We start from the raw sequence: 26590 nt of genomic DNA, 5'->3' as shown, positions 1-26590 counted from the left end.
GTCCTGGGGGACACATCCCCTGGCGCAAACATGCAGGTCAGAGGCGTGTAAACGGGGCGCGCTCTTACTCAAGAGCAACTCGTACGGCGCTAGTGCCGACACTCTGGGCGGCTTGGGCAGTTGAGTGCTGCGTGTCGTTCCTCCTCTTGCGCACCTTCCTCTCCGGGCCTCCTTTGAGCCGGATCGGCGCGCCGGCTGCCCGTTGCCTCCACCACCCACCGCTCACCGGCCACCGGTCTAGGCCGACGCACCTTCACCCGGGCCGGTCCGCAGTCGAGTCGATGCCGCCACTCCCCCACCTCAGCCCGACTCCTCCTCGGTGCGGTGTTCTTCTCAGGCCCTCGTGCCCAGTGAGGGCGCCCCGCGCCCGAGGGGTGGACCGCCGACCGTCAGGGAGGCGGGGCAGGGCGCGAGGGTGAGCGGGTCCAGGGCGCCCGAGCGCCTGGCGAGGGGGTCTGGGGGGCGAGTAGCCCCCCATGCCACGGCCGGTCCAGCGCGGCCAGGCGCTGGCGGGGTCCAGGGGCTGGCCCCTGGGATGTACGGTCCGCGGTCGACAGCGGACAAGAACGCGCTTGCGATGGTGACCGCGGCCGGCCCGGCTCCTCGTCGACGCCGTCGTGGAGGTCGTCCTGGATGCCGTTCGTGGAGGATTTCGGCGTCTCGGGGCGAAAATCGACCCACAGAACGGTGCCTCAGGGCGTCGAACAGAGGGGACCCGGTGCGATGTGACCTTTCTTCACCTGTGAGGGCGCCAGAGGGCCGCACAGGGCTTTTGATCATCCTGAACGGGGGTCCGCAGCGGTCCCGGGTACCCCCAACGGCTCAATCCGCCCGGGAGGAGCGGTGAGCTCGCCGGGCCGCCGTCAGAGGGTGGGGTTTCAGGGCAAGTTCCGGCAAATCCGCTCAGCGTGTTGTGGTGTGCCTCTTCGCCTTCCGGAGGGAAGGTTAGTAAGGTACCCGCATGAGCGCCCCATACGATCCGGAAACCAGGGAAAAGGTAGTCGCCAAGCTGCCGGCATCCCTCAGGCAGGAACTCAAGGTCCGTGCAGCCCAGTTGGGCGTGGACATCCAGGACGCCGTCACCGAGGGGATCCACGCCTGGCGTGACGACGCCTCGGCGGCCACCACGGTGGACACCTCCGGTGCCTCCTCGTTCTCCACCTACCTCCCCACCGGCCTGTACGGGGAGTTCAAGGAGGACTGCCGGGTACGGGAGATCCCGTACAACCAGGGTGTCGCCCAGTCGATCCGGCTGTGGCTCGACACCCACCCCTCCCCCGTCGGCCGTCGCCGTCCCGCCAGTGAAGGGGCCCGCCGGATCGTCGTCTGCAACCAGAAGGGCGGCGTCGGCAAGAGCGCCATCAGCAACGGCGTTTCCCAGGCCCTGGCCGAGACGGGCGCCCGGGTCTGCGTCATCGACTTCGACCCGCAGGGGCACCTGACGCGCCACCTCGGCGCCGAGATGCTCTCCATCAAGGAACCCAGCCTCGCCAAGCACATGCTCGGTGAGATCGAGGGCCGGGTCCGCGACCTCCTCGTCCCCATCGAGCACGGGGTCTTCGCAGGCCGTCTCTTCTTGCTCCCCTCCTGCAAGGACGCCTTCCTCCTCGACGCCCGGCTGGCCACCACCCGCCACGTCCGGACCAAGGAGACCGCTCTGGAGAAGGCCCTGGAGGACCTGGAGAAGGAGTTCGACTACATCGTCGTCGACTGTCCGCCCAGCCTCGGGTACACCATGGACACGGCGCTCTACTACGCCCGCAGCCGTGACGGTGAGCCCGAGAAGAGCTCCGGCATCATCGTTCCCGTACAGGCCGAGGACACCTCCGCCGACGCTTACGACATGCTCAGCGAGCAGCTAGAGGACCTCATCGACGACCTCGACATCGAGATCGCCCAGCTCGGTTTCGTCGTCAACCTCTACGACAGCCGCAAGGGCTTCGTCGTCACCTCCTCCCTCAACAGCTGGAAGGAGTTCGGCGACCCGCCCGTCATCACCGTCATCGCCGACCTGAAGGAACAGCGCGAGGCCGTACGCGTCAAGCTGCCGCTCCTGCACTACGCCCCGGAGTGCGAGCAGTCCGAGGCCATGCGCGAGATCGCCCGGAGGATCACCGCATGAGCAAGAGCGACCTCCTGGGTACCGGGGCCGCCTTCAGCAATGCCCGCCGCGCCGGCGGGCGCAGCGAGCGGGGGCGGGCCAAGGCCGTCGCGCAGGGCGACGTACCGGCGTACGAGCTGGTCCGGATCGGCCTCGACCAGGTCTCCCCCACGCCCCTCAACCCGCGCCGCAACTTCGGTACGGACGAGGAGAAGACCCGTTTCGGCGAGGAGCTGCGGCAGGCGCAGCTGTCGGCCTGCGTGGTGGTCGGGCGGGCCGCGTATCTCGGGCTGTGGCCCGACCACGCGGCACGGATCGGCGATGCCACGCATGTCCTGATCAACGGCGAGCGCCGGTTCCGCAGTGCCGTTCACGTGGGGCTGGAGTCCCTCGACTTCGTCGTCCGCGACGACCTCGCCGCTTCGCGCACCGATTTCATCGACCACCTCCTCGCCGAGAACCTGGAGCGCGAGGACTTCGACGTCATCGAGCGGGCGCGGGGTGTGCAGCAGCTCGTGGACACCTGCGCCGACGAAGGGCGCGAGCACGGGGCGAAGTCCCGGGCGGCCGAGCGGCTGGGGCGTTCGCCGTCCTGGGTCACCAACCAGCTGGTGCTGCTGGAGCTGCCGGAGGAGATCCAGCTGCTGCTGAGCTCCGGCGAACTGCCCGAGCGGGACGGGCGGCTCCTGGCGCGTGCGGCGAAGGACCGGCCGGGTGCGGGGGCGGACGAACTGCTCACGTTCCTGCGGGACAGCAAGCAGCAGGAAGCCGAGGCGAAAGCGGCGCAGCGGGAGATACTGCGCAACGCGCAGGAGCCGGTGGCGGACCGGGCCGGGGGAGTGGCCCAGGCTCCGGAGCCGGAGCCGCAGTGGGGTCCGGAGCCGCCCCGACTTTTGTCCGCGGACAAAAGTCGGGAGGACGAAGCCCCCCTGCCGACCCTGCCGCCGGAGGCGATGGCGGTGCCGACGCCGGAGCCCGGGCTGAGGCCCGAGCCCGTGTTCGTGGCCGCGTCCCCGTCCGTTCCGGTCTCGGCTCCGGCCGTCGAGCCGGTGGCGCTGCCGTCGGCACCCGTGCCCGTGGCGGAGCCGGATCAGGAGCGGGAGCCGGAGGGTGTGATCCCCTCGCAGGGGAGGGGAGACGACCCCTCGGTTCCGTGGCAGGACCCCAAGGCGGTGTACGAAGCGATCTGGGCCAACATGTCGCCCAAGCACCGGGCCGAGCTGACGATGCTGCTGATCGAGAACAACCGACGCGGTTAGCCGCGTCCACGGAAACAACGCCCGAGGCCCCACCGCACTGCGCGGTGGGGCCTCGGGCGTTGCCGCGGACTTTTGTCCGCGGACAAAAGTCGGGCCCGAGCGGAGGCAGATCTCCGGTGGGGGTGGGTGCCGGGTGGACGCTTGACGGCGCGAGGACTCACCGCAGGCGGCGGCGGGCATGAGGTGGTCCAGGACCGCGCGGCCGATGGCGCCGATCAGGTCCACGGCGCTATCGGCGATGGCGATCCGGATCAGCTGGTAGACGGTCGGGGGAGCGTAGGCCTCCTGGCCGACGCCGGACATGGTGCGGGCCCGAAGGACAGGGACCGTGGCGCTGGTGCCGCAGGCGACCAGCGCCACCAGCAGGATCTACGGGTAGCCGGACGCGGCGTAGGACGGTCCCGCTGCCCGGCGTGGCCTTCCTACCCGGCCTGATCGGCCTTCCACTCTCGGGCGAGCATCGCGTAGACGTACTCGCTGCCCCAGCGCTCGTCGTCGAGGTCGTTCTCGACAAGGTGTGCCTCCCGGCGCATGCCGAGGCGCTCGCAGATCCGCATCGATCCGGTGTTGAGCACGTCGAGGCGGGCAAAGAGCCGGTGAGCACCCAGCTCGGCAAAGGCCAGCTCGGCGATCGCACGCGCCGCCTCGGCCGCGTAACCCCGGCCGCCGTACACCGGGTTGAACGCCCAGCCGATCTCGACCTGGCGTGCCCTCGCGCTCGCGAGCTTCAGGACGATCTCGCCGACGACCTTCGCCTCGCCGACCGGGCAGACGGCGACCACCAGGTCGTCGCCGTCCTCGGCCCACATGGTGCCGCCGGCACGCCGCGTCAGACTCTGCCCGCACTGTTCACGAGTAAGCGGCGGCCGGTAGAGGTAGCGAGCGACTTCGGAGAGGCCCTGATACGCATACAAGTCATCGAGGTCGTCCGGGGTGAACGGGCGCAGAAGGAGCCGTTCCGTACTGAAGGGCAGTGAGAGCGTGGCCATCGATCTGGTGTTCCTCCCCGAGAGCTGCCCGCCAGCCTAACTGACCGGACTGCGGAGCCCTCAACACGGACAACGTCGCTCAACCGGGCCCACTCCCTATGCCGGGCGGGCGGCCGGCCGGCCCGCCGGCCTCCTCGCCACAAGCTGCACAACCCGTAACTTCATGACCTTGGGCTTTGGCGTGGGCGTTGCCGCCGACTTTTGTCCGCGGACAAAAGTCGGCGCCTGTTCCGGGGGTAGGTCCGGAGGCGTGGGGGGCTTGGACTTTTGTCCGCGGACAAAAGTCTGGGGGTCGGTCGGGGGTGGAACGGTGGGGCCGACTTTTGTCCGCGGACAAAAGTCTGGGGTGGGGGAGGGGTATGTGTTGAGGGCCTGGCCGCCGGTGGGTACCGGGGGCCAGGCCCTCAGGGGGGTGGGGGAGTGGGGCGGTGGGGGTCAGGTGAGGTTCGCCATGACGCGGCGGCCGTAGGCCTTGCTGACCTTGACGACGAGCATCAGCATGCCCACCAGCATGACCACCGAGAGCACCGGGACGAGGTCGACGGGCAGGGTGTAGGCCATGACGATGCGGGCCGCGGAGTCGATCAGGAAGGCCGCGCCCCAGGCCACCGACATCCAGCGCATCACGCTGCGAAAGCGGGCGTGCTGTTCCCAGTTGGAGTGCCAGGTGCGGGCGGTCTCCTCGGGCAGCATCTTGACCATGGTGGTGAACATGAAGGGGCGCTTCGCGAACAGGGTGCCGATCATCCAGAGGCCCAGCAGGCCCGTCAGGTAGCTCTCGCGGGCCAGCAGCAGCCGTGCGTCGCCGGTGACGAGGGTGATGGCGGTGCCGCAGGCCATGACGCTCAGGGTGAAGAGGGTGACGGAGGCGACGCGGCGCTCGGTGACCATCTTGTAGATCAGCTGGCCCAGGGGAAGGGCGCCGCTGATGAGCAGGGAGAGCCACTGGCCGAGGCCGGCCGCCCGCAGCCCGTAGTAGAGGCCGAGGGGCACGCCGACGTCCATGAACGCGGTGCGGATCAGGGCCGCCTTCGGGTCCTTGGAGTCCTTGGGGTCCTGCGGCGCCGTGGTGGCCGGCTTCTGCTCGTCGGCCGGCTGTCCGTTCGTCTGCTGCTGCTCCACCGTCATCACCGTGTGCTTCCCCTCGCCTTGCCTCGACCGGCCCGTTGTCCGGCCGCCTTCACACCCATGACGCTACGGGGCGGGCAACGGGCCCGTAATGGAGCTGTGAGCACACCTGGAGTGGAGAAAACTCCACCCCCGGAGCCGCGTGGGCTGCCGGGGGTGGGGGTGGGGCGGGGGGAGGTCAGACGGTGGCGTTGGGGCGGCCCGCGAAGCGGGGGCCCGGCGTGGGGGCCGACTCGTGCGGGACCTCCGGTACGAGCGGCGCGACGGCGGTGAGCCGGAAGTTGCCCTCGTCGTCGATGTCGGAGGTGAGGTGGCCGCCGACGGCCGCGAGCCGCAGGCGCAGGTTGCCCAGGCCGTTGCCGGAGTCCGGTGCGACCGCCTGGGGGCCCCGGCCGACGCCGTCGTTGACGAGGGAGAGCGATACGTGGGCGCCCTCGCGGGTGGCGCGGATCGTGCAGTGCCGCATCGTGCTGTGGCGCAGTGCGTTGGTGACTCCCTCGCGCAGCACGGTGGCGAGGACGGTGTCGATGTCCGGGTCGAGCGCGCCCAGGGTGACGTCGACCTCGGCGGTGATGTCGGCGGCGGTCAGGATGGCGCGGGCCGAACGGGCTTCGGTGCTCAGGGACATGTCGCGGTAGCCGCTGGCGACCGTGCGGACGTCCGCGAGGGCCTGGCGCGACAGGTCGAGGACGCCCGCGACTTCCTCCTGGGCCCGCTCGGGGTAGGTGGTGATCAGGCGGGCCGTCAGCTCGGACTTGAGGGTGATGGCGGACAGGCTGTAGCCGAGGAGGTCGTGCAAGTCCTGGGCGAAGCGCAGCCGTTCGTTGGAGACGGCGACGCGCGCGAGTTCCTTGCGGGCGGCGAACAGCGCCACGATCAGCCGCGACAGGGTGGACAGGCCGTAGATGACGAGTCCGGTGAGGGCCGTGGCGATGGCGAAGTAGGCGGTGTCGTTGGGGCCCATGCCGAGGGCGACCGGGTAGGCGATCATGCTGAGCGTGATGGCCAGGTAGAGGACCCAGCCGACCCAGAGCGGGGTCAGCAGGAGGACGGAGGCGGCGAGGAAGCCGGCCATGCCGCCCCACTCCCAGCCGAACAGCGTCAGCGGCAGGTACGTCATGAGGGCCTGCGCGGAGAGCGTCATCGCGCGCGAGCGGCGCGAGGCGAGGCGGGCGCCGGGGGCGGAGTGCTTCATCTGGAGGACGAACAGCACGGCCAGGCAGGCGCAGCAGGCGAGGAAGGTCGGGCGGTCCGGGTGCACGGCGCGGACGTTGAGCAGGGAGATCACCGCGTAGCAGGTCACGGCCACGACGGTGATCGACCGGGCGAGGGTCGGTGCGGGTACCGGCTCCTCGGCGAGGGAGGGCTTCCCGGCCGCCTCGGAGCCGTGGGGCGCGGAAGGTTCGGTGGGTCTGGTTCGGCTCGTTCGACTCGCTGACGATCCGGACCAGCGAAGACCGAACATCTTCCACCCCTTTTTTGCAACCCCGTGATGACTCAGAGTCGAATATAGGTCGAATATGGCTTGAGTGCCCCGGGGTGGAATGTAACGTCGAACACGTCCGGCGAGTCGGCTTGGGATGTTCAGACGAACAGCGGTACGGGGTTGAGGTCCTCGTAGCGAGTCGGTTCGGAGAGTCTGCCGAGGGCGACGGGCACGTCGAAGAGGCGGCCGGGCGCGAAGCGGGCCCAGAAGTGACGCAGCCCCGGGACCAGGACCTTCACCACGGGCAGGCCGATGTCGGGCCGGGTCTGGTCGAGGACCATCAGGTCGAGTCCCCGGGCGCGGGTGAGACCGACGATCGCGTCGACGTCCTCGCGCAGGTCCGCCCGGGGCACGAAGGTGTAGCTGCCGGGGGTGCGGGGGGCCTGGTTCGGGTCGGGCAGCAGGTACGGCTGGCCGGCCACGGTCGCGCCGGTCCACCAGGCTCGGGCGGTGGGGTCGTCCACGCCGTAGCCGGTGCCGTCGGGGCGGACGTCAGCGACGGCCGGGAGGAGCTGGTTCATCTCGGTGACCGCGCGGCGCAGCGCGATGCGCGGGTCGAAATGGGCGCCGAAGCCGAACAGGACGTCCTCGGCCGGCTTGTCGGTGCGCCGGGACAGCGCCACCATCACCGGGATGCCGAGGTCGGAGGTGAGGTCGAGGACCCAGGTGCGGCGGTTCATGTCCGCGTACGCGCGGGTGGTCCGCTCCAGCCACGGGTCGTCGAAGGAGGTGAGGTCGACGGCGGGCTGGCGGGTGCGGTTGTACCACCACAGGGCGACGGCGTCCCGCTCGACCAGTTCCAGGAAGCCCTGGACGATGGCGTCCTCGCGGCTGCTGCCGGCGGCGTTGCCGTTGGAGTCGGCGCGCACGGCCGTCGTCCGCGCGACGGTGTCGAAGTAGAGCAGGGAGGTGGGCAGCAGCCGTTGGCGCTGTTCGCCGAGCGACCACACAGGCGTCCAGTCCATGGCCTCGCGCTCGTCGAAAGCGGAGCACACGTACTGGAAGCCGGAGTGGAGGGCGTTCCACCGCTCGCGGTCGCGGACCTGCCGGGGGTCGAACAGCTGGCTGGTGTCGGGGTGGACGGCGATCTCGCCGAGGCCGCGCAGGCTGTCGCGGACGACGAGTTCGTCGCCCTGGCGGGTGCCGCAGTAGCGCTCGACGGTTTCGCAGAGGGTGCTGACCTTGGCGTCGAGCTCGGTCACGCCCTTGCCGCCGCTGAGCGAACGCAGGCCGGCGCGGAGCGAGGCCAGGTTCTGGCCGGAGCCCGCGGCGAGGTTGCGGCCGGAGGTGTACGAGTGCAAGAACGGGGGAGTGCGGGGGTCGCGGCGCAGTTGCTGGACGACGCCGGTGACGGGGCTGACCAAGTGGCCGTAGCGGTCCAGCATCTGTTGGGGCGTCAAGGCGCGGTGTCCGCCGGAGACTTGCACCGCCTTGGGCCGGGATTCGACGGTGACCGGGCGGCGGGTCTGCTCGGCGACGAGCCCGGGGTTGCCGCAGTCGGGGCACTGGGGGCGTCGGGAGACGGTGTGGTGGCGGCTTTCGAGGGTGAGGGTGTCGAGCGTCCACACCGCGTCCTGGCCGGGGTGGCGGGTGCCGGCGAGCCACTTGGCGGCTTCCAGGACGGCGGTGTGCAGGCCGAGGGCGCGGCCGGCGGCGATCGAGGCGTGCGGGCGGGGCACCGGTCCGTCGAGGCCGAGGGCCTGTCGGACGGGTGACTCCGACATGCGGTGGTCGCGCAGCCGGGAGGCCAGGCAGGACCAGCAGGCGCCTTCGCCGGGACGGAAGAGCGGGCCGACCCAGGTGTCGGCGCCGGAGGTCCGGGCGAGCAACCAGGGCCGGCCGGCCGCGCGTTGGCGGGCGTCGATCGCCCGCAGCCGCGGATCCAGGTAGTCGTCGCACAGCACCAGCGTCAGCGCGGGCGACGCGTCCGCGTCGGGGTTGGGGTTGGTGGCCGGGTTCGCGTCGGTGGCCGCGTGGGCGGCCGGGTCCCCGTCCGGGGCTGCGTCCCCGCCGGCGGCCGGGTCGGGGGTCCGTGTGGCGTCCGCGTGGGTGGCCGGGTCGGTGGCCGCGTGGGCGGCCGGGTCCCCGTCCGGGGCTGCGTCCCCGCCGGCGGCCGGGTCCGCGGCCGGGTCGGTGGGCCGGGGAGTCGGGGACACCGTGAGGCCCGAGGCGCGGCAGGCTTCTGCGGCGGGCTTCGGGTCGGTGTCGCCGAGGGCGAGGATCTCGACGGTGCGAGTGGCGAGGCGGGCGGAGGAGCGGGGGCCGTCCAGTCCGGCGAGGTCCCAGTAGGCGTCGGCGCTCGGATCGGCCGGGGCCCCGTCGGCGCGGAAGCCGACGAGGCCGGCGGAGGCCAGCCCGCGCAGCGTCCGGCCGACTTCGGCCGCGGTCAGTTCCGCCGACGCCTCGTCGACCAGCTCCCGCATGGTGCGGGTGCCGTCCAGCAGCGGCGCGAGCACCTGCATGGAGGGGCTCGGCAGCGCGGTCACGTTCCGCTCCGACAGGAGGTAGGTGGCCTCGCCCGGGACGACCTCGGCGCGCAGGTGGTTCTTGAACCCGATGCGCGGCGCGCCCGCCCCGCCCCCGCCCCCGCCCCCGCCCGACGTCACGCGGCGACCGCGCCGATCGTGGCGAAGGGACCGGTGGACTCGATGGGCTGGGACATGCAGAAGGTGAGCATGGCGACGTTGTTGTCGCGGAAACCGTCCAGGTCCTCGACGATGAATCCGTCCCCCGTGGTGGCGGGACCGCAAAGGGCCAGCAGCTCGGCTTCGAACGCGTCAACGACCTTCATGAACTTCTCCCCGTGATGATTCGGCCGCTCACGTCCTTCGACGACGTGATCGGCTTGATACGGAGGATTCTGCGCGAGGGGTGATCGCTCTGCCAGTGCCCGGGTCATGACGTGCATGTGAGATCTTCACCGCCGTCTCGTTAGCCCGGCACTGGGGCCGAGGGGGTCCCCGGTGCCAGGATCCGTAGCGGCCGGTCGGCACTCGACCGACCGCAACCGGAACATGTGCGACGCCTGGGGGACAGTCACGTGGAGGTCAAGGTTTTGGGCCCGATGGAGGCCTACGAAGACGGTGTGCCGATCGTGCCGAGCGCGCCGAAGCAACGCCAGATCCTGGCGCTGCTCGCGTTGCAGGCACCGCAGGCGGTCACGGTCCCGAGCCTGATGGAGGAGCTGTGGGGGGAGGACATCCCGCGCAGCGCGTCGCCGACCCTGCAGACGTACGTCCTCCAGCTGCGCCGCCGCATCGGCGCGGCGTCCGCGGACCCCGGGGTGCGGCCCAAGGACGTGCTGGCCACCCGCTTCGGCGGCTACCTGCTGGACGTGCCCGCCGACCGGGTCGACGCCCGCGAGTTCGAGCGCCTCGCCCAGGCGGGGCGGCGCGCCTTCGACTCCGGTGACGATTTCACGGCCTCCGAACTGCTGCGCACCGCGCTGGACTTGTGGCGCGGGCCGGCCCTGGTCGACGTACCCGTGGGCCCGGTCCTGGAGCTGGAGCTGATGCGGCTGGAGGAGGGCCGGATGGCCGCCCTGGAGCAGCGCATCGAGGCCGACCTGCGGCTCGGGCGGCACGCCGTGCTGCTGGGCGAACTGCGGGTGCTGGTGGCCCAGCACCCGCTGCACGAGAACCTGTGTGCCCAGCTCATGATCGCGCTCTACCGCTGCGGAGCGGCCGGCCGGGCGCTGGAGGCCCATGCGCGGCTGAGCGACAGCCTGGTCGAGACGCTCGGGCTCAATCCGTCCCCGCGGCTCCAGCGGCTGCACCGTGCGGTCCTCACGGGGGACCCGGCGCTGGAGCTGCCCGACGCCGCCGCCCGGGTCGCGGCCCGCTGAGCATGCCGGGGGCCCAGGTGGAGACGACACGGCAACAAACGGAACGGCGGACGGAAGGACGGGCACGGCACCGCGGCGACGGCCTGGCAGGGCTCCGGGCGGAGCACCGGGCACGGCCGCACGCCCTCCGGGAGGCGTACTCCCGCACCGTCGCGGGCGAGGGAAGTGTGGCGGTCATCACCGGGCCGGTCGGCTGCGGGAAGACCGACGTCCTGCACGACCTGGTCCGGCACGCCGCCCTCGGCGGGGCGCTGGTGCTCACCGCCACCGGTGCGCGCGCCGAGCGGCACCTCGCGTTCGGGGTGCTCGGCCAGCTCTTCGACGACCCGGCGCTGCCGCACGGCACCGCCGAACGCGTCCACGCCCTGCCGGCCGCGGCGCAGCAGGAGCCCGACGGCCCGGCGGTGTCCGAGGGCCGGGCGGGGGAGGCGCCGATGCGGCCGGAGCTCGCCCGTGAACTGGACGCCCTGTGCGCCGCGCTGCGCACGGCGGCCCGGCAACGGCCCCTGGTCATCGCCGTGGACGACCTCCAGCACGCCGACCCGCTCTCCCTGGCCGCCCTGATGTACCTGCGGCGCCGGCTGCGGGCCGCCCGTGTGCTGCTGGTGTTCGCCGACGGCGGCGCCGACGGCCCGGACGGGGCCGGACCGCGCGCCGAGCTCGCCGGTGACCCGGACTGCCGTACGGTGCGGCTGGCCCCGCTGTCGCGCTCCGGCGTCGCCGAGCTGCTCGCCGCCCGCCTCGATCCGTGCGCCGCGGACCGGCTCGCCGCCGAGTGCCACGCGCTGACCGGCGGCAACCCGCTGCTCGTGCACGCCTTCGCGGACGACCGGCTGGCCGCCGCGGGCGTCGACGCGGACCTGCCCGTCGGCAGCTCCTTCGCCGCCGCCGTCCGCACCTGCCTGCTGCGCTGCGACCCCACGACGGCCGAGGCCGCGCGCTGCCTGGCGGTGCTCGCCGACATCGCCCCGGTCCCGCTGCTGGCCCGCATGCTCGGTACCGGCACCGCACCCGCCGCCCGGGCCGTGGCCGCCCTCACGGAGGCCGGTCTCCTGGACGACGGCCGGTTCCGCCACCCCGCCGCGCACGCCGCGGTGCTCGCGGGCTGCGAGGACGCGGACCGCCGCGCCCGTCACCTGCGCGCCGCCCTGCTGCTGCACGAGGACGGCGCCGCATGCACCGCCGTGGCCCGTCAGCTGGTCGCCGCGGACGAGGTTCCCGGCCCGTGGGCGGTCACCGTGCTGCGCGACGCCGCCGAAGCGGAACTCACCAACGAACCCGGCCGGTTCGGCGCCGACTGCCTCAAGCTCGCCGCGCGCGGCTGCCGCGATCCGCGCCGCCGGGCCGCGCTGACCGCGCTGCTGGTGCGCACCCAGTGGCGCAGCGGTCCCTCGGTCGCCGCCCGCCACCTGGGCGCGCTGGAGGCGGACGCCCGCGACGGACTGCTCGACGCCCGCGACACCGCCGCCCTGACCCTGGGGCTGCTGTGGCTGGGCCGCGACGCGGACGCCGTGCCGCAGGCCCCGGCCACGCCCCGGGCGGCCTCGTACGCGGACTTCGACCCGTACCGCGGCGAGGTGCTCAGGGCTCGGCGCTGGCTCTACTGGGACCTCGCCGGCGACGATCCGCAACCCTCCGGCGAGGCCGTCACCGCGGACGCCGAACTGACCTTGCAGAGCACCCGTATCGGCGACACCTCCGTGGAGTCGGCGATGTCCGCCCTGTTCGCACTGCTCTACGCCGACCGCCCCGACCAGGCCGCCCAGTGGTGCGACGCGCTCCTCGCGGAGGCCACCGCCCGCCGCGAGACCACCTGGCGGGCCGTGCTGACCGGCGTCCGGGCGGAGATCGCCGTGCGCCAGGGCGCACTCGCCGACGCCGAACGCCACGCCCGTACGGCGCTGGCCCTGCTGCCGGCGGAGGACTGGGGCGTCGCCGTCGGCCTGCCGCTGGCCGCCCGGCTCGTCGCCTGCACCGTCACCGGCCGGACCGAGGAGGCCCAGCGGGTGCTGGCGCAGCGCGTGCCCGAGGAGATGTTCCGCACCCGCTTCGGCGCCCAGTACCTCTACGCCCGGGGCCGGCACTACCTGGCCGCCGGCCGGCTGCGGGCGGCCCGGGAGGACTTCCTGCGCTGCGGGGAGCTGATGCGGGCCCGCGGCGTCGACCGGCCGGCCCTCATCCCCTGGCGCGGCGGCGCCGCGACGGCCTGCCTGGGCCTGGGCGTACGGGAGTGGGCCGGTGAACTCATCGGCGAGCAGATGGAACTGTCGGACCCCGAGCACGCCCGGGTGCGCGGCGCTTCGCTGCGCACCATCGCGGCCCTCGGTGAGGCGCGCCGCCGCCCGGCCCTGCTGTGGGAGGCGGTGGCGCTGCTCCAGGCCGCCGGTGACCGCCTGGAACTGGTGGGTGCGCTCGCCGACCTGAGCAGCGCCCACCACGAACTCGGCGACTACAACCGGGCCCGGATGATGGCCCGCCGGGCCATGCAGCTCGCCCGGGACTGCCAGGCGGAGTCCCTGTGCGAACGGCTGCTGCCGCATCCGGCGGCCCTCGACCTGACGGCGCGCACGGAGAAGGGCCCCGCCGACGCCCGCACCCGGGCCATCGCCACACTGAGCGACGCCGAACGGCGGGTGGCCGCGCTGGCCGCCGTCGGCCACTCCAACCGGGAGATCGGCCGCGAGCTGTTCATCACCGTCAGCACCGTCGAACAGCACCTGACCCGGGTCTACCGCAAGCTGCGCATCAACCGCCGCGCCGACCTGCCCGCCGAGCTTCCGCTCGGCCTCACCGGCACCGCCTGACGCCTGACGCCCGCCGCGGCCGGCGCCGCCCCACGGTCCCGCCCCACGATCCCGCCCCACGATCCCGCCCCACGATCCCGCCCCACGATCCGCGCCGGTGACACCACCGGCCGCCCAGCCCGGTCCGTGAGCCCCCTCGGCAGCTCCCGGACCCTCGCACCACCGTGCCGAACCGTCCCTCGACACCTCGCAGACGGGAATACCCATGCGCGTCCTGTTCACCACCTTCTCCGAACGTGCCCACTTCTACAGCCAGGTGCCCCTGGCGTGGGCGCTGCGCGCCGCCGGGCACGAGGTGCGCATCGCCTCGCAGCCCAAGCTCACCGACACCATCACCGAGGCGGGCCTGACGGCCGTACCCGTCGGCGAGGACCACCGGCTGGCCGAGATGCAGAAGGACCACGCCGACGCCTGGGGCGACGGCGCGGGCTTCGGCGGCCTCCACCAGGGGGAGGGCGAGACGGCGACCCTGGAGGAGCAGCTGCGCCGCCAGAAGCTCCTCACCAACCTGTACAACGGCCCCATCAACAACGACGCGTTCGTCGACGGTCTCGTCGAGTTCGCCCGCGGCTGGCAGCCCGACCTGATCATCTGGGAGCCGCAGACGTACGCGGGCGCCGTGGCCGCCCGCGTCGTCGGCGCCGCCCACGCCCGCCTGATGTGGGGCCCGGACGTGATGATGCGTTCCCGCGAGACCTTCCTCGCGCGGATGGCGGAGCAGCCCGAGGCCGAGCGCTGCGACCCGCTCGCCGAGTGGCTCACCGGGCTGCTGGAGCGGCACGGCGCGACCTTCGACCCGGAGGTCATCACCGGCCAGTGGACGATCGACCCCTGCCCCGCCGGGGTACGGCTGCCCGTCGGCGTGAACACCGTCCCGATGCGGTACGTCCCCTACAACGGCCCGGCGGTCGTGCCGGACTGGCTGCGCGAGGAGCCCACCAAGCCGCGCGTTTGCCTCACCATGGGCGGCTCGCTGCGCGAGCACATCGGCCACGACGGCTTCCCCATCTCGGCCCTCGGCATGTTCGCCGACCTGGACATCGACCTGATCGCGACCCTCGTCCCCTTCCCGGGCGAGACCGACCCGCAGGTTCCCGACAACGCGCGCGTCATCCCGTTCGTCCCCATGCACGCGCTGCTGCCGACCTGCTCGGCCATCGTCCACTACGGCGGCGGCGGCACCTGGTCGACCGCCCTGACCTACGGGGTGCCGCAGCTGCTCATCCCCAAGATCTGGGACACCGTCGCCAAGGCCGAACACCTCCAGGAAGAGGGCGCGGGCCTGTTCGTGCACGCCGACAACGTGACGGGCGAGGCCCTGCACGACGCGCTCGCCCGGCTCATCGAGGAGCCCTCCTTCAAGGAGAACGCCCTGCGCCTGCGCGACGGAATGCGCGCGGACCCGAGCCCGGCCGAACTCGTGGCGACCCTGGAGAAGCTCACCGCGGAATACCGCGAGAACACCGTGGCGACCGTCTGATGGAGGTCATCGGACGGGGATTCCTCGCGGGGAATTTCCATAGGATTTCCGGCCGGCACCCCGACGTCACCGTCATCGCCGCCGGGGTTTCCGCCACCGGAGTCGAAAATCCGGCGGAATTCGCCCGCGAATCGGAACTCGTCCGCTCGGTGACCGACGGGTGCCGGCGGCGGGGCCGCACCGTGGTGTTCTTCTCCACGGCCTCGCACGCCATGTACGGCACCACCCGGGTGCCCGCCGCCGAGGCGGACCCGGTGACGCCGGCCAACCCCTACGGGCGTCACAAGGCCGCCCTGGAGGGCGAGGTCGCCGCCCGGGCGCACCACTGGCTGACCCTGCGGCTCAGCCACGTCGTGGGGCCGCACCAGCGGCCCCACCAGCTGATCCCCGCCCTCACCGCGCAGGTGAGGGCGGGGGCGGTACGCCTGTACGAGGGCGCCCACCGGGACCTGGTCGACGTCGCGGACGTCGTCGGCGCGGTCGACGCGCTGCTCGGCGCGGGCGTGCGCGACCAGGTGGTGAACATCGCCGCCGGCACCCCCTACCCCATCGGGGACATCGTGCGGGGCATCGAGACCCGGCTCGGCCGGACGGCCGCCCGGGAGCACGTGCCCGCCGCACCGCAGCGCACGGAGGTCTCCGTCGAGCGGCTGCGCGCCCTCGCCCCCGACGCGTGCCCGCGCGGCGGGACCGCATATCTCTCCGCGCTCCTCGACCGCCACGTCGGGCCGGCCGATTGCGGGGTGTCCTAGGGGCACATAGGGGTGGGGGCGACGGAGGTCGGCTCTTTAACGTGGAATTTGCAGAATGGCGCATGACGGGTCGCGGGGTGTTCTCGATGAGCAGGACGGCATTTCTCTTTACCGGCCAGGGTGCGCAGAGGGCGGGAATGGGGGGTGCGCTGGCGGCACGGTTCCCCGAATTCGACGAGGAACTCCGGGCGGTCTGCGCCCAGATGGACCCCCACCTCCCCCGCCCGCTGCGCGAGGTGCTCACGGGCGAGGACGGCGGGCTGGACGCGACACAATTCGCCCAGCCCGCCCTCTTCGCCCTGGAGACGGCCCTGTTCCGGCTGGTCACGGCACGGGGCATCGTCCCCGACGTGCTCCTCGGGCACTCCCTCGGCGAGATCACGGCCGCCCACGTGTCCGGCGTGTTCGACCTGCCGGACGCGTGCCGGCTGGTCGCCGCCCGCGGCCGGCTGATGCAGGAACTGCCCGCCGGCGGAGCCATGCTCGCCGTGCGCGCCCCGCACGAGCAGCTCGCCCCGCTCCTGCCCGAGCACCCCGGCGTGGCCGTCGCCGCCGTCAACGGACCCACCGCGCTGGTGCTGTCCGGTACCGCCGGCGAGGTCGCCGCGCTCGGCGCGCGGCTGGCCGGGCAGGGCATCAGGACCCGACCGCTGACGGTCAGCCACGCCTTCCACTCGCCGCTGATGGAACCGGTACTGGACGCCTTCCGCGAGGTCCTCGACACCGTGGACTTCCGGCCGCCGTCCCTCCCCGTCGTCTCGAACCTCACCGGCGACGTCGCCACCGCCGAAGAGCTCCGCTCGGCCGACTACTGGGTCCGCCACGTCCGCGCCACCGTCCGCTTCGCCGACGGCGTGCGCACCCTCCTCGACACCGGCGTCACCCGCTTCCTGGAACTGGGCCCCGACGGCGTGCTGACCGCCCTCGCCCAGGACTGCGCGGCCGCCCGGCCCGGCCCGGCCGGACCCGTACGCTTCGAGGCCGTCCTCGACCGGCGCCGCCCCGAACCCGACACCCTGCTGGAGGCGCTGGACCGGATCCGGTCCGCCCGGACCGCGCCCGGTCCGGCCCCCGCCCTCGCGGCGGGCGCCGGACCGGAGCCGGGCCGCCGACTGCTGGAGCTCACCCTCGGCCACGTCGCCGACGTACTCGGCGCAGCCGCCCCCCGCCCCGTCGACCCCGACCGCAGCTTCGAGGACCTCGGCTTCGACTCGCTGGCCGTCGTACGCCTGCGCACCCGCCTCACCGAAGCCACCGGACTGCCGCTGCCCGCCACCGTCGCCTACGACCACCCCACCCCCGCGGCGCTCGCCGCCCACCTCGCCGCCCGGCTCTCGGGCCACGGCCACGCGCCCGACCGGAACGAAGCCGCCGCCGCCCCGGGCGCGACGGACGACCCGGTCGTCATCGTCGGCATGGGCTGCCGCTACCCCGGCGGCGTGAGCACCCCCGAACAGCTGTGGCGGCTCGTCGCCGAAGGCACCGACGCCGTCTCGGCGTTCCCCACCGACCGCGACTGGGACCTCGCCGCCCTCCACGACCCCCGCCACGAACGGCCCGGCACCTCCATCACCGCCTCCGGCGGCTTCCTCGACGACCCGGCCGGCTTCGACCCGGCCTTCTTCGGGATGTCCCCGCGCGAGGCCCTCGCCACCGACCCCCAGCAGCGCCTGCTGCTGGAAACCGCCTGGGAGGCGGTCGAGCGGGCCGGCATCGACCCGGCCGCCCTGCGCGGCACCCGCACCGGGGTCTTCGCCGGCTCCAACGGCCAGGACTACTCCCTGGCCCTGAGCGGGGCACCCGGCAGCGCCGAGGGCTACGAGAACACCGGCAGCGCCGCCAGCGTCCTGTCGGGGCGCGTCGCCTACGTCCTGGGCACCGAAGGCCCGGCCCTCACCGTCGACACCGCCTGCTCCTCCTCCCTGGTCGCCCTGCACCTGGCCGCCCAGGCCCTGCGGGGCGGCGAGTGCTCCCTGGCACTGGCCGCGGGCGTCACCGTCATGGCCACCCCGCGCCGCTTCGTCGAATTCACCAAGCAGCGCGGCCTCGCGGTCGACGGCCGCTGCAAGTCCTTCGCGGCGGCCGCGGACGGCACGGGCTGGTCCGAGGGCGTCGGCGTCCTCGTCCTGGAACGGTTGTCGGACGCCCGCGCGAACGGCCACCGGGTCCTGGCGGTCCTGCGCGGCTCCGCCGTCAACCAGGACGGCGCCAGCAACGGCCTCACCGCCCCGAGCGGCCTCGCCCAGCAGCGCGTCATCCGCCAGGCCCTCGCCAACGCCGGCCTGACCGGCGCCGACGTCGACGCCGTCGAGGCCCACGGCACCGGCACGACACTCGGCGACCCCATCGAGGCGCACGCGCTGCTCGCCACGTACGGCCAGGAGCGCGGCGAGGGCGGGCCGCTGTGGCTCGGCTCCCTGAAGTCCAACATCGGCCACGCCCAGGCCGCCGCCGGGATCGGCGGCATCATCAAGATGGTGCAGGCCCTGGAACACGGCCTGCTGCCCAGGACCCTGCACGTGGACGAGCCGTCCCCGCACGTGGACTGGGCCGCCGGGGCGGTGGAGCTGCTGACCGAGGAGCGGGAGTGGCCGCGGGGCGAACGCCCGCGCCGGGCCGGCGTCTCCTCCTTCGGCATCAGCGGCACCAACGCCCACGTCGTCATCGAAGAGGCCCCCGCCGAAGCGGCCGGAGCGGCTGAAGTGGGTGCACCGGGTGCTGCCGCCGAGGCGCGCGCCGCGGCCGTTCCGTGGCTCCTCTCCGGCGGCTCGGACGAGGCGCTGCGCGCCCAGGCCGCCCGCCTCGCCGCGCAGGTCCGCCGCCACCCCGAGTACGCGGCGGCCGACATCGGCCGGGCCCTCGCCACCACCCGCACCGCCTTCGAGCGGCGCGCCGCGGCCGTCGGCAACGACACCGCCCAGCTCCTCACCGCCCTCGACGCGCTCGCCGCGGGCGCGACCGCCCCCGGCCTCACGTACGGAACCGCGCGCCACCGGGCCCGCGTCGCCTTCTTGTTCACGGGGCAGGGTGCGCAGCGTGCGGGGATGGGGCGCGAGCTGTACGACGCGTTCCCGGTGTTCGCGCAGGCGTTGGATGCGGTGTGTGCGGCTGTGGATGAGGAGTGGGGGCGGTCACTGCGGGAGGTGATGTTCGCGGAGGGCTCTGGCGGGGAGTTGGACCGTACGGAGTTCACGCAGCCTGCGTTGTTCGCCATCGAGGTGGCGTTGTTCCGGCTGGTGGAGAGCTGGGGTGTGCGGGCTGATTATCTGCTCGGGCATTCGGTGGGTGAGATTGCGGCTGCGCATGTGGCGGGGGTGTTCTCGCTGGCGGATGCGGCGAGGCTGGTCGTGGCCCGTGGGCGGCTGATGCAGGCGCTGCCCGAGGGCGGGGCGATGGTGTCGGTGCGTGCGGCTGAGGCGGAGGTGGCCGAGCTGGTCGCCTCGTACGAGGGCGTGAGCATCGCGGCGGTGAACGGTCCGCAGTCCGTGGTGATTTCGGGTGCGGCCGAGGCCGTGAGTGAGATCGCGGGTGTGCTCGGCGGGCGCGGGGTGAAGACGAAGCGGCTGACCGTCAGCCATGCCTTCCATTCGCCGCTCATGGACCCCATGCTGGACGACTTCCGGGCTGTTCTGGATGCCGTTGAGTTCGCGGCGCCGTCGATCCCCGTCGTTTCGAACCTCACGGGTGACGTCGCCTCGGCGGAAGAGCTGTGCGCGCCGGAGTACTGGGTGCGGCATGTCCGTGAAGCTGTCCGCTTCGCCGACGGGATGGCCGCCCTGGAGGCCCAGGGCGTGACCCGGTTCGTGGAGCTCGGACCGGACGGCGTGCTGTCCGCGATGGGCGCCGACTGCGTCGAGGACGCCGTGTTCGTCCCCGTCCTGCGCAAGGACCGGGCGGAGCCGGAGGCGGCCGTCGGCGCACTCGCGCGGGCGCACGTCCACGGCGTACCGGTGGACTGGGCCGCGTACTTCGCCGGGAGCGGCACGCGCCGCGTGGACCTGCCGACGTACGCCTTCCAGCGGCGGCGCTACTGGCCCGAGGCCCCGGCGCGGGCCGCCGGTCTGCGGTACCGGCTCGACTGGCTGCCGCTCGCCGAGCGGTCCGATCCCCCCGTCCTGGCCGGGCGGTGGCTGGTGGTGCGGCCCGTCGGCGACGGCGTGCGGGAGGTGGCCGAGGACCTGGCGGCCGGCCTGCGCCGGTACGGGGCCGAGGTGGTCACCGCCGAGCTCGACCCGGCGGTGACCGGCCGCGGCGCTGTGGCGCGGACCCTGCGGGACCTGCTGCCCGCCGACGCCGCCGAGCCGTTCGGCGTCCTGTCCCTGCTCGCCCTGGGCGCCACCGGGCCGTTCCCCGACGGCGGGGCGAGCGCCGCCACCGCGGCCCTCGTACAGGCCCTGGGCGACCTCGGCGGCTCCGCCCGCCTGTGGTGCGTTACCTCGGACGCGGTGGCCGCCGGGGCGGACGACCTCGTCACCGCGCCCGGCCAGGCGCAGCTGTGGGGGATGGGGCCCGTGGTGGCGGCGGAGTACCCCCACCTGTGGGGCGGCCTCGTCGACCTGCCGCGCGGGCCGCTGGACGAGACGGCGGTACGCCGCACGTGCGCCGTCCTCGCCGGTGAGGTCGGTGTGACTGGTGAGACCGGCGAGACCGGCGAGGACCAGGTGGCCGTGCGGGCGACCGGTGTCCTGGTCCGCCGCCTCGGCCGGGACGTGGCACCGCGCCGCCCCCGGCGGAGCTGGCGGCCGTCCGGCACCGTGCTGATCACCGGCGGTACGGGCGCCGTGGGGTCCCGCATCGCCCGCCGCATGGCCGAACGGGGCGCCGCCCACCTGCTGCTGCTCAGCCGGGCCGGCGAACGGGCCGAAGGCGCCGGGCGGCTGCGCGCGGAGCTGACCGCGCTGGGCGTCGACGTCACCATCGCCGCCTGCGACGCGGCCGACCGCGAGGCGCTCGCCGCCGTGCTGGCCGCCGTACCGGCGCACCAGCCGCTCACGGCCGTCGTGCACGCCGCGGGCGTCCTCGACGACGGGGTGATCGACTCCCTGACCCCGCAGCGGTTCGCCGCCGTGGCGCGCCCGAAGGCCGAGGCGGCCGCCCACCTGCACGAGCTGACCCGCGACGCGGACCTGTCCGCCTTCGTGCTCTTCTCCTCCGACACCAGCGTCCTCGGCGGCGCGGGCCGCGCCAACTACGCCGCCGCCAACGCCTACCTGGACGCGCTCGCCGCGCACCGCCGCGCCGCCGGTCTGCCCGCCACCAGCGTCTCGTGGGGCGCGTGGGCGGAAACCGGGATGGCCACCGGCGAAGCGGCCGCCGAACACCTGCTGCGCCGGGGCATCCTGCCGATGGACCCCGACACCGCGCTCACCGCCCTGGACCAGCTCCTCGACGAGGACCTCACCTGGCGGCTCGTCGCCGACGTCGACTGGTACCGGGCGGCCGGCGCGGGCCGGGCGCAGCGCCCCGACCGGCTGCTGCGCTCCCTGACGGCGGACACCGCGACGGCTCCGGCCGCGCCGGCCGCTCTTGCCGCGGGGACCGTACGGGCCACGACGGATGGCGGGGCCGACGGCGGGGACCCGTTCGCCCGCCGGCTGGCCGACGCGGCGCCCGCCGAGCGCGGGCGGCTGCTGCTGGACGTCGTGCGCACGCACGTCGCCGCCGTGCTCGGGCACGCGGCCCCGGCCGGCATCGACCCCGACCGGGCCTTCAAGGACCTCGGCTTCGACTCGCTCACCGGAGTCGAACTGCGCACCCTGCTCGGCGCGGCGACCGGCCTGCGCCTGCCCGCTTCCCTGATCTTCGACCACCCGACGCCCCGGGCGCTCGTCGACCACCTCCGTACGGAACTCCTCGGCGAGGAGGGCGAGGAGGGTGACGAGGGCGGCCCGGCCGAGGACCCCGCCACCGGCACCGGCGGATCCGCCGACGAGCCGCTCGCCGTCATCGGCATGAGCTGCCGCTTCGCGGGCGGCGTCGACAGTCCCGAGGACCTGTGGCGGCTGGTGCTCGGCGAGCACGACGCCACCTCGGACTTCCCTGCCGACCGCGGCTGGGACCTGGCCGCCGTCCACGACCCGGACCCGGACCGCACCGGCACCTCGTACACCCGGCGGGGCGGCTTCCTGAACGACCTGTCCGGCTTCGACCCGGGCTTCTTCGGGATCTCGCCGCGCGAGGCCCTCGCGATGGACCCGCAGCAGCGGCTGCTGCTGGAGACCTCGTGGGAGGCGTTCGAGCGCGCGGGCATCGACCCGGCCTCGCTGCGCGGCAGCCGTACCGGCGTGTACGTCGGCACCAACGGCCAGGACTACGTGCCCGTGCTCATGGACTCCGTCGACGACGTCGAGAGCCACCGCGCCACCGGCAACGCGGTCAGCGTCATGTCCGGCCGCATCGCCTACACCTACGGCTTCGAGGGGCCCGCCGTCTCGGTGGACACCGCCTGCTCCTCCTCCCTGGTGGCGCTGCACTGGGCGGCCCGGTCGCTGCGCGGCGGGGAGTGCTCGCTGGCCGTCGTCGGCGGCGTGACGCTGATGTCGACGCCGCGCCGGTTCGTGGAGTTCTCGCGCCAGCGCGGCCTCGCGGTCGACGGCCGCTGCAAGGCCTTCGCGGCCGGGGCGGACGGCACGGCCTGGGGCGAGGGCGTCGGCATGCTGCTGGTGGAGCGGCTTTCGGACGCCCGCCGCAACGGCCACCCGGTCCTCGCGGTCATCCGCGGCTCCGCGATCAACCAGGACGGCGCCAGCAACGGCCTGACCGCGCCCAACGGCCCGGCGCAGCAGCGGGTGATCCGTGCCGCGCTGGCCGATGCCGGACTCGGGGCGTCCGAGGTCGACGTGGTGGAGGCGCACGGCACCGGCACGAAGCTGGGTGACCCGATCGAGGCGCAGGCGCTGCTGGCCACGTACGGGCAGGAGCGCGGCGAGGGCGGCCCGTTGTGGCTGGGCTCGCTGAAGTCGAACATCGGCCACACCCAGGCCGCGGCCGGTGTCGCCGGGATCATCAAGATGGTCGAGGCGATGCGGCACGGCGTGCTGCCCAGGACCCTGCACGTCGACGAGCCGTCCCCGCACGTGGACTGGTCGGCGGGGGCCGTGGAGCTGCTGGCCGAGGCGCGGGAGTGGCCGGAGACCGGCCGTCCGCGCCGGGCCGGCGTGTCCTCGTTCGGCATGAGCGGGACGAATGCCCACGTGGTGCTGGAACAGGCCCCGGCACACGATTCGGAGCAGGACGTCGCGCCCCCCGTGGCCCGTACGCCGCTCGCCGTCGTGCCGTGGGTGCTCTCGGGTCGCTCCGAGGCCGCCGTACGGGACCGGGCCGGGGATCTCGCCGCGTACACGGCGGAACACCCGCAGGAAGCCGATCCCGTCGACGTCGGATCCTCGCTCGTGGCCACCCGGGCCGTGATGGAGCACCGCGCGGTCGTCCTCGGACCGGATTTCACCGGTTCCCTGACGGCCCTGGCCGACGGCCGGGACAGCTCGGACGTGGTGTTCGGCCGGGCGACGGCCTCGGAGGCGGTGTTCGTCTTCCCCGGGCAGGGCTCGCAGTGGGTCGGCATGGCGGCTGAACTGCTGGATTCCTCGCCGGTGTTCGCGGCGCGGATCGCGGAGTGCGAGGAGGCCCTCGCCGACTACGTGGACTGGTCGCTGACGGAGGTGCTGCGTTCTGACGACCCGCTGGAGCGGGTGGACGTGGTCCAGCCGGTGCTGTTCGCGGTGATGGTGGCGCTCGCGGAGGTGTGGATCTCGTACGGGGTCCGGCCGTCGGCGGTCATCGGCCACTCACAGGGTGAGATCGCCGCCGCGTGCGTCGCGGGGGCGCTGTCGCTGGAGGACGCCGCGAAGGTCGTGGCGTTGCGCAGCCAGGCCATCGACGCCCTCTCCGGGATCGGCGGCATGGTCTCCGTGGCCCTGTCCGCGCAGGCGGCGCTGGAACGCATCGCTCCGTTCGGCGGCCGACTGGCGGTGGCCGTGGTGAACGGCCCCTCCTCCACGGTCGTCTCCGGTGACACGGGCGCCTGCCTGGAGCTGGTCGCGGCGCTGGAGGCCGAGGGCGTCCGGGCCCGCCGGGTCGCGGTGGACTACGCCTCCCACTGCGCGCACGTGGAGAAGATCGAGCCGGAACTGGCCGAACTGCTGGGCGGGCTGGAGCCCCGGGCGTCCCGCATCCCCATGTACTCGACCCTGACGGGCCGGCTGCTGGACACCACCGGGCTCGACGGCGGCTACTGGTACCGCAACCTGCGCAACACCGTCCTCTTCGAGGACGCCGTGAAGGCCGCTGTGGCCGACGGGCACCGGCTGTTCATCGAGTCCAGCCCGCACCCCGTCCTCGCCGTCGGCCTCGCCGACATGGACGTGATCGCGGTCGGCACGCTCCGCCGCGACGAAGGCGGCCCCCGCCGGGTGCTCACCTCCCTCGCCGAGGCGTGGGTGAACGGCGCCGGCGTCGACTGGTCCGCGGTGTTCGACGGCACCGGCGCCCGGCCCGTCGACCTGCCCACCTACCCCTTCCAGCGCAGCCGCTACTGGCCGCAGCCCAAGACCCCCGTCGCCCCGCCCGCCGACGACGCCGACCGGCTCCGGTACCACCTGGACTGGACGGCGCTGCCCGACCCCGAGGACGGTTTCCTGCCGGGCGGCTGGCTGCTCGTGGTGCCCGCCGACGCGGCGGACGACCCGCTGGTGGCCGGCTGTGCGGCGGCGCTCGACGCGCGCGGCGCCGACGTACTGCGCATCGACGTACCGGCCGGGGAACTCGACCGGGCGGCGCTCGCCCGTCGCATCGTGCGGGCCACCGACGGCCACGCCCCCGAGGGCATGCTGTCCCTGCTGGCCCTGGCCGGCGGCGAACTGCCCGGGCAGCCCGGCCTGCCGGCCGGCCTCGGCGGGACGGCCGCCCTGGTCCAGGCGCTCGGCGACACCGGCGGCGACGCCCCGCTGTGGTGCCTGACCCGAGGCGCCGCCGCCGTGGACCCGGACGACACCGTCGACCCGGACCAGGCCCTGGTGTGGGGCTTCGGACAGGTCGCGGCCCAGGAACACCCGGCCCGCTGGGGCGGCCTCCTCGACGTGGGCCCGGAGCCGGGTGCGCCGACGGCCGGTCTGCTCGGCCGGGTGCTCGCCGCCTCCCGCGACGGCGCCCTGCCGGAAGACCGGCTGGCGCTGCGCCCCTCGGGCCTCCACGCCCGCCGGGTGACCCGCGCCGTACCCCGCGCCGGCCGGCCTCCGGTGCGCGACTGGACCCCGCGGGGCACCGTCCTCGTCACCGGCGCCGACGGCCGCACCGGCGGTCACATCGCCCGCTGGCTCGCCGCACAGGGCGCGGAACACCTGCTGCTCCCCGTAGCGGGGGAGGACGCCCGGGCCCGGGTACGCGCCGAGCTGGCCGATGCCGGACTGGCGGAGACCGGTCTGGCGGAGACCGGTCTGGCGGAGACCGGTCTGACCGGTGCCGGTGCCGCGGACGCCGGTGCCGGTGCCGCCGACGGCGCAGTGGACGGCGGCCCGCGCCGCACGCTCCGCGTCTCCGTCGTCGACTGCGACGCCACCGACCGCGCCGCGCTCGCCGCGCTCCTCGCCACCACCGCCACCACGGCCCCCGGCGAACCGCCGCTGACCGCCGTCGTGCACGCCCCGCAGGTCGGCCTGCGGGGCCCCGTGGACGGCCTCACGCCCGCCGCCCTCGCCGCCGCGCTGGCCCCGGCCGTACGCACCGCCGTCCACCTGCACGAACTCACCGCCGGCCGGGACCTCGACGCGTTCGTCCTGTGCGGCACCACCGCCGGCGCCTTCGGGGCGACCGGACAGGGCGCCCTCGCCCCCGGCGACGCCTTCCTGTCCGCCCTCGCCGCCCGGCGCCGCGCCGACGGGCTCCCCGCCACCTGCGTGCACTGGGGCTCCTGGCCGGGCGCCACGGACACCGACGCGGAGCGGGCGGCGACCGAGCTGCGCACCCTCCACGGCATCCCGCCCATGGACCCCGCCCGGGCGCTGGACGCGCTGCGCCGGACCGTCGAACACGACGAACCGTACGCGGTGGTCACCGCCGTCGACTGGGAGCGCTTCGCGGTCGCCTTCACCGCGGCCCGGCCCAGTCACCTCCTCGACGGCGTCCCCGAGGTCCGTCGCGGCGACGCCGAACCCGCCGCCACGGCCGCCCGAGCGGATACCACCGCACCGGAGCGTTCCCTGCGCGACGAACTGGCCGCACTGCCGGAAGCCGAACGCGACCGGGCCCTGACGGCCCTCGTACGCGGCCAGGTGGCGGCCGTGCTCGGCCATGCCGACCCCGACGGCATCGACCCCCGCCAGCCGTTCAAGCACCTGGGCTTCGACTCCGTGACCGGGGTCGACCTGCGCAACAGGCTCGGCGCCGCCACCGGTCTGCGGCTGCCGGCCGGTCTCGTCTTCGACCATCCGACGCCGGAGGCGCTCGTGGCGCACCTGCGCGCCGGACTCCTGCCGCCCGGCGCCGCCGACGACGTCGCCCGCGGCCTGTCCGCACTCGACGCCTTCGAGGCGGTGCTCGCCGCGGTCCCCGAGGAGGACGGCGCCCGCAGCGGGTTCGCCGACCGGCTGCGGTCGCTGCTGCGCCGCTGCGGCGAAACCGTCCCGGGACCGGTCCCGTTCCCGGTGTCCGCCGCCGGCGCCGACGACGCGGACCTCGCGCTCGCCAGCCACGAAGAGCTGTTCGACCTCATCGACGAAGAACTCGGAAGCCGGTGAGGCGTTCTCGCCGC

12 protein-coding genes are annotated in these 26590 nt (G+C 74.0%); 7 read left to right on the top strand and 5 right to left on the bottom strand.

The window, feature by feature from the left end; translation table 11 throughout:
• Positions 1-961 precede the first annotated feature (961 nt).
• Together ACFYYT_RS34580 and ACFYYT_RS34575 are read left to right on the top strand one after the other, a co-directional pair.
• Entirely contained in the window at positions 962-2122 is a 1161-nt protein-coding gene (locus tag ACFYYT_RS34580; RefSeq protein WP_351820735.1) for a ParA family protein, read from the top strand.
• On the top strand, positions 2119-3360 hold the full coding sequence (locus tag ACFYYT_RS34575) for a ParB/RepB/Spo0J family partition protein (RefSeq protein WP_351820738.1): 1242 nt from the start codon (positions 2119-2121) through the stop codon (positions 3358-3360). The genes ACFYYT_RS34580 and ACFYYT_RS34575 overlap by 4 nt, the downstream gene beginning before the upstream one ends.
• Positions 3361-3782: 422 nt before the next feature.
• Here the strand turns inward: ACFYYT_RS34575 and ACFYYT_RS34570 are convergent, their stop codons facing one another.
• The 5 genes from ACFYYT_RS34570 to ACFYYT_RS34550 form a co-directional block, all read right to left on the bottom strand.
• Positions 3783-4349 carry a GNAT family protein gene (locus ACFYYT_RS34570; protein WP_351820741.1) on the bottom strand — a complete coding sequence of 189 codons (567 nt, stop codon included), beginning with the start codon at positions 4347-4349 and terminating at the stop codon, positions 3783-3785.
• Positions 4350-4784: 435 nt separating this feature from the next.
• Positions 4785-5471, bottom strand: a complete 687-nt coding sequence (locus ACFYYT_RS34565) for a VC0807 family protein (protein ID WP_351820744.1) — start codon at positions 5469-5471, stop codon at positions 4785-4787.
• A 184-nt stretch (positions 5472-5655) separates the two neighbouring features.
• Positions 5656-6780, bottom strand: a complete 1125-nt coding sequence (locus ACFYYT_RS34560; protein ID WP_351820747.1) for a histidine kinase — start codon at positions 6778-6780, stop codon at positions 5656-5658.
• A 281-nt stretch (positions 6781-7061) separates the two neighbouring features.
• Positions 7062-9569: a TOMM precursor leader peptide-binding protein gene (locus ACFYYT_RS34555; protein WP_388610488.1), complete on the bottom strand. Its 2508-nt coding sequence runs from the start codon at positions 9567-9569 to the stop codon at positions 7062-7064.
• Positions 9566-9754, bottom strand: a complete 189-nt coding sequence (locus tag ACFYYT_RS34550) for a hypothetical protein (protein WP_351820750.1) — start codon at positions 9752-9754, stop codon at positions 9566-9568. The genes ACFYYT_RS34555 and ACFYYT_RS34550 overlap by 4 nt, the downstream gene beginning before the upstream one ends.
• Positions 9755-10003: 249 nt before the next feature.
• On the opposite strand from ACFYYT_RS34550, the gene ACFYYT_RS34545 reads away from it, so the two are divergent.
• The 5 genes from ACFYYT_RS34545 (at position 10004) to ACFYYT_RS34525 (ending at position 26576) form a co-directional block, all read left to right on the top strand.
• Positions 10004-10807 (top strand): AfsR/SARP family transcriptional regulator, encoded by an 804-nt coding sequence (locus ACFYYT_RS34545; RefSeq protein WP_351820753.1) that lies wholly within the window; start codon positions 10004-10006, stop codon positions 10805-10807.
• A 2-nt stretch (positions 10808-10809) separates the two neighbouring features.
• Positions 10810-13611 carry an AAA family ATPase gene (locus ACFYYT_RS34540; RefSeq protein ID WP_351820756.1) on the top strand — a complete coding sequence of 934 codons (2802 nt, stop codon included), beginning with the start codon at positions 10810-10812 and terminating at the stop codon, positions 13609-13611.
• A gap of 205 nt (positions 13612-13816) precedes the next feature.
• A complete protein-coding gene (locus ACFYYT_RS34535; RefSeq protein ID WP_351820759.1) occupies positions 13817-15091 on the top strand; it encodes an activator-dependent family glycosyltransferase in 1275 nt (424 codons plus the stop codon).
• A complete protein-coding gene (locus ACFYYT_RS34530; protein ID WP_351820762.1) occupies positions 15091-15843 on the top strand; it encodes an NAD-dependent epimerase/dehydratase family protein in 753 nt (250 codons plus the stop codon). The genes ACFYYT_RS34535 and ACFYYT_RS34530 overlap by 1 nt, the downstream gene beginning before the upstream one ends.
• Positions 15844-15905: 62 nt before the next feature.
• Positions 15906-26576 (top strand): SDR family NAD(P)-dependent oxidoreductase, encoded by a 10671-nt coding sequence (locus ACFYYT_RS34525; RefSeq protein WP_388610483.1) that lies wholly within the window; start codon positions 15906-15908, stop codon positions 26574-26576.
• The last annotated feature ends 14 nt before the right edge of the window (positions 26577-26590 follow it).

Origin of the sequence: Streptomyces sp. NPDC002032 (genome assembly GCF_042890765.1) — a bacterium.
GTDB lineage: Bacteria > Actinomycetota > Actinomycetes > Streptomycetales > Streptomycetaceae > Streptomyces.
Note: the sequence above shows the minus strand (reverse complement) of the source record. Positions and strands in the feature narration are given on the sequence as shown.

Excerpts from the sequence above, each read along its gene's own strand:
- ACFYYT_RS34575 (WP_351820738.1), top strand. The coding sequence starts at position 2,119 with ATGAGCAAGAGCGACCTCCTGGGTACCGGGGCCGCCTTCAGCAATGCC.
- ACFYYT_RS34525 (WP_388610483.1), top strand. The coding sequence starts at position 15,906 with ATGACGGGTCGCGGGGTGTTCTCGATGAGCAGGACGGCATTTCTCTTT.
- ACFYYT_RS34535 (WP_351820759.1), top strand. The coding sequence starts at position 13,817 with ATGCGCGTCCTGTTCACCACCTTCTCCGAACGTGCCCACTTCTACAGC.
- ACFYYT_RS34550 (WP_351820750.1), bottom strand. The coding sequence starts at position 9,754 with ATGAAGGTCGTTGACGCGTTCGAAGCCGAGCTGCTGGCCCTTTGCGGT.
- ACFYYT_RS34570 (WP_351820741.1), bottom strand. The coding sequence starts at position 4,349 with ATGGCCACGCTCTCACTGCCCTTCAGTACGGAACGGCTCCTTCTGCGC.
- ACFYYT_RS34530 (WP_351820762.1), top strand. The coding sequence starts at position 15,091 with ATGGAGGTCATCGGACGGGGATTCCTCGCGGGGAATTTCCATAGGATT.
- ACFYYT_RS34540 (WP_351820756.1), top strand. The coding sequence starts at position 10,810 with ATGCCGGGGGCCCAGGTGGAGACGACACGGCAACAAACGGAACGGCGG.
- ACFYYT_RS34580 (WP_351820735.1), top strand. The coding sequence starts at position 962 with ATGAGCGCCCCATACGATCCGGAAACCAGGGAAAAGGTAGTCGCCAAG.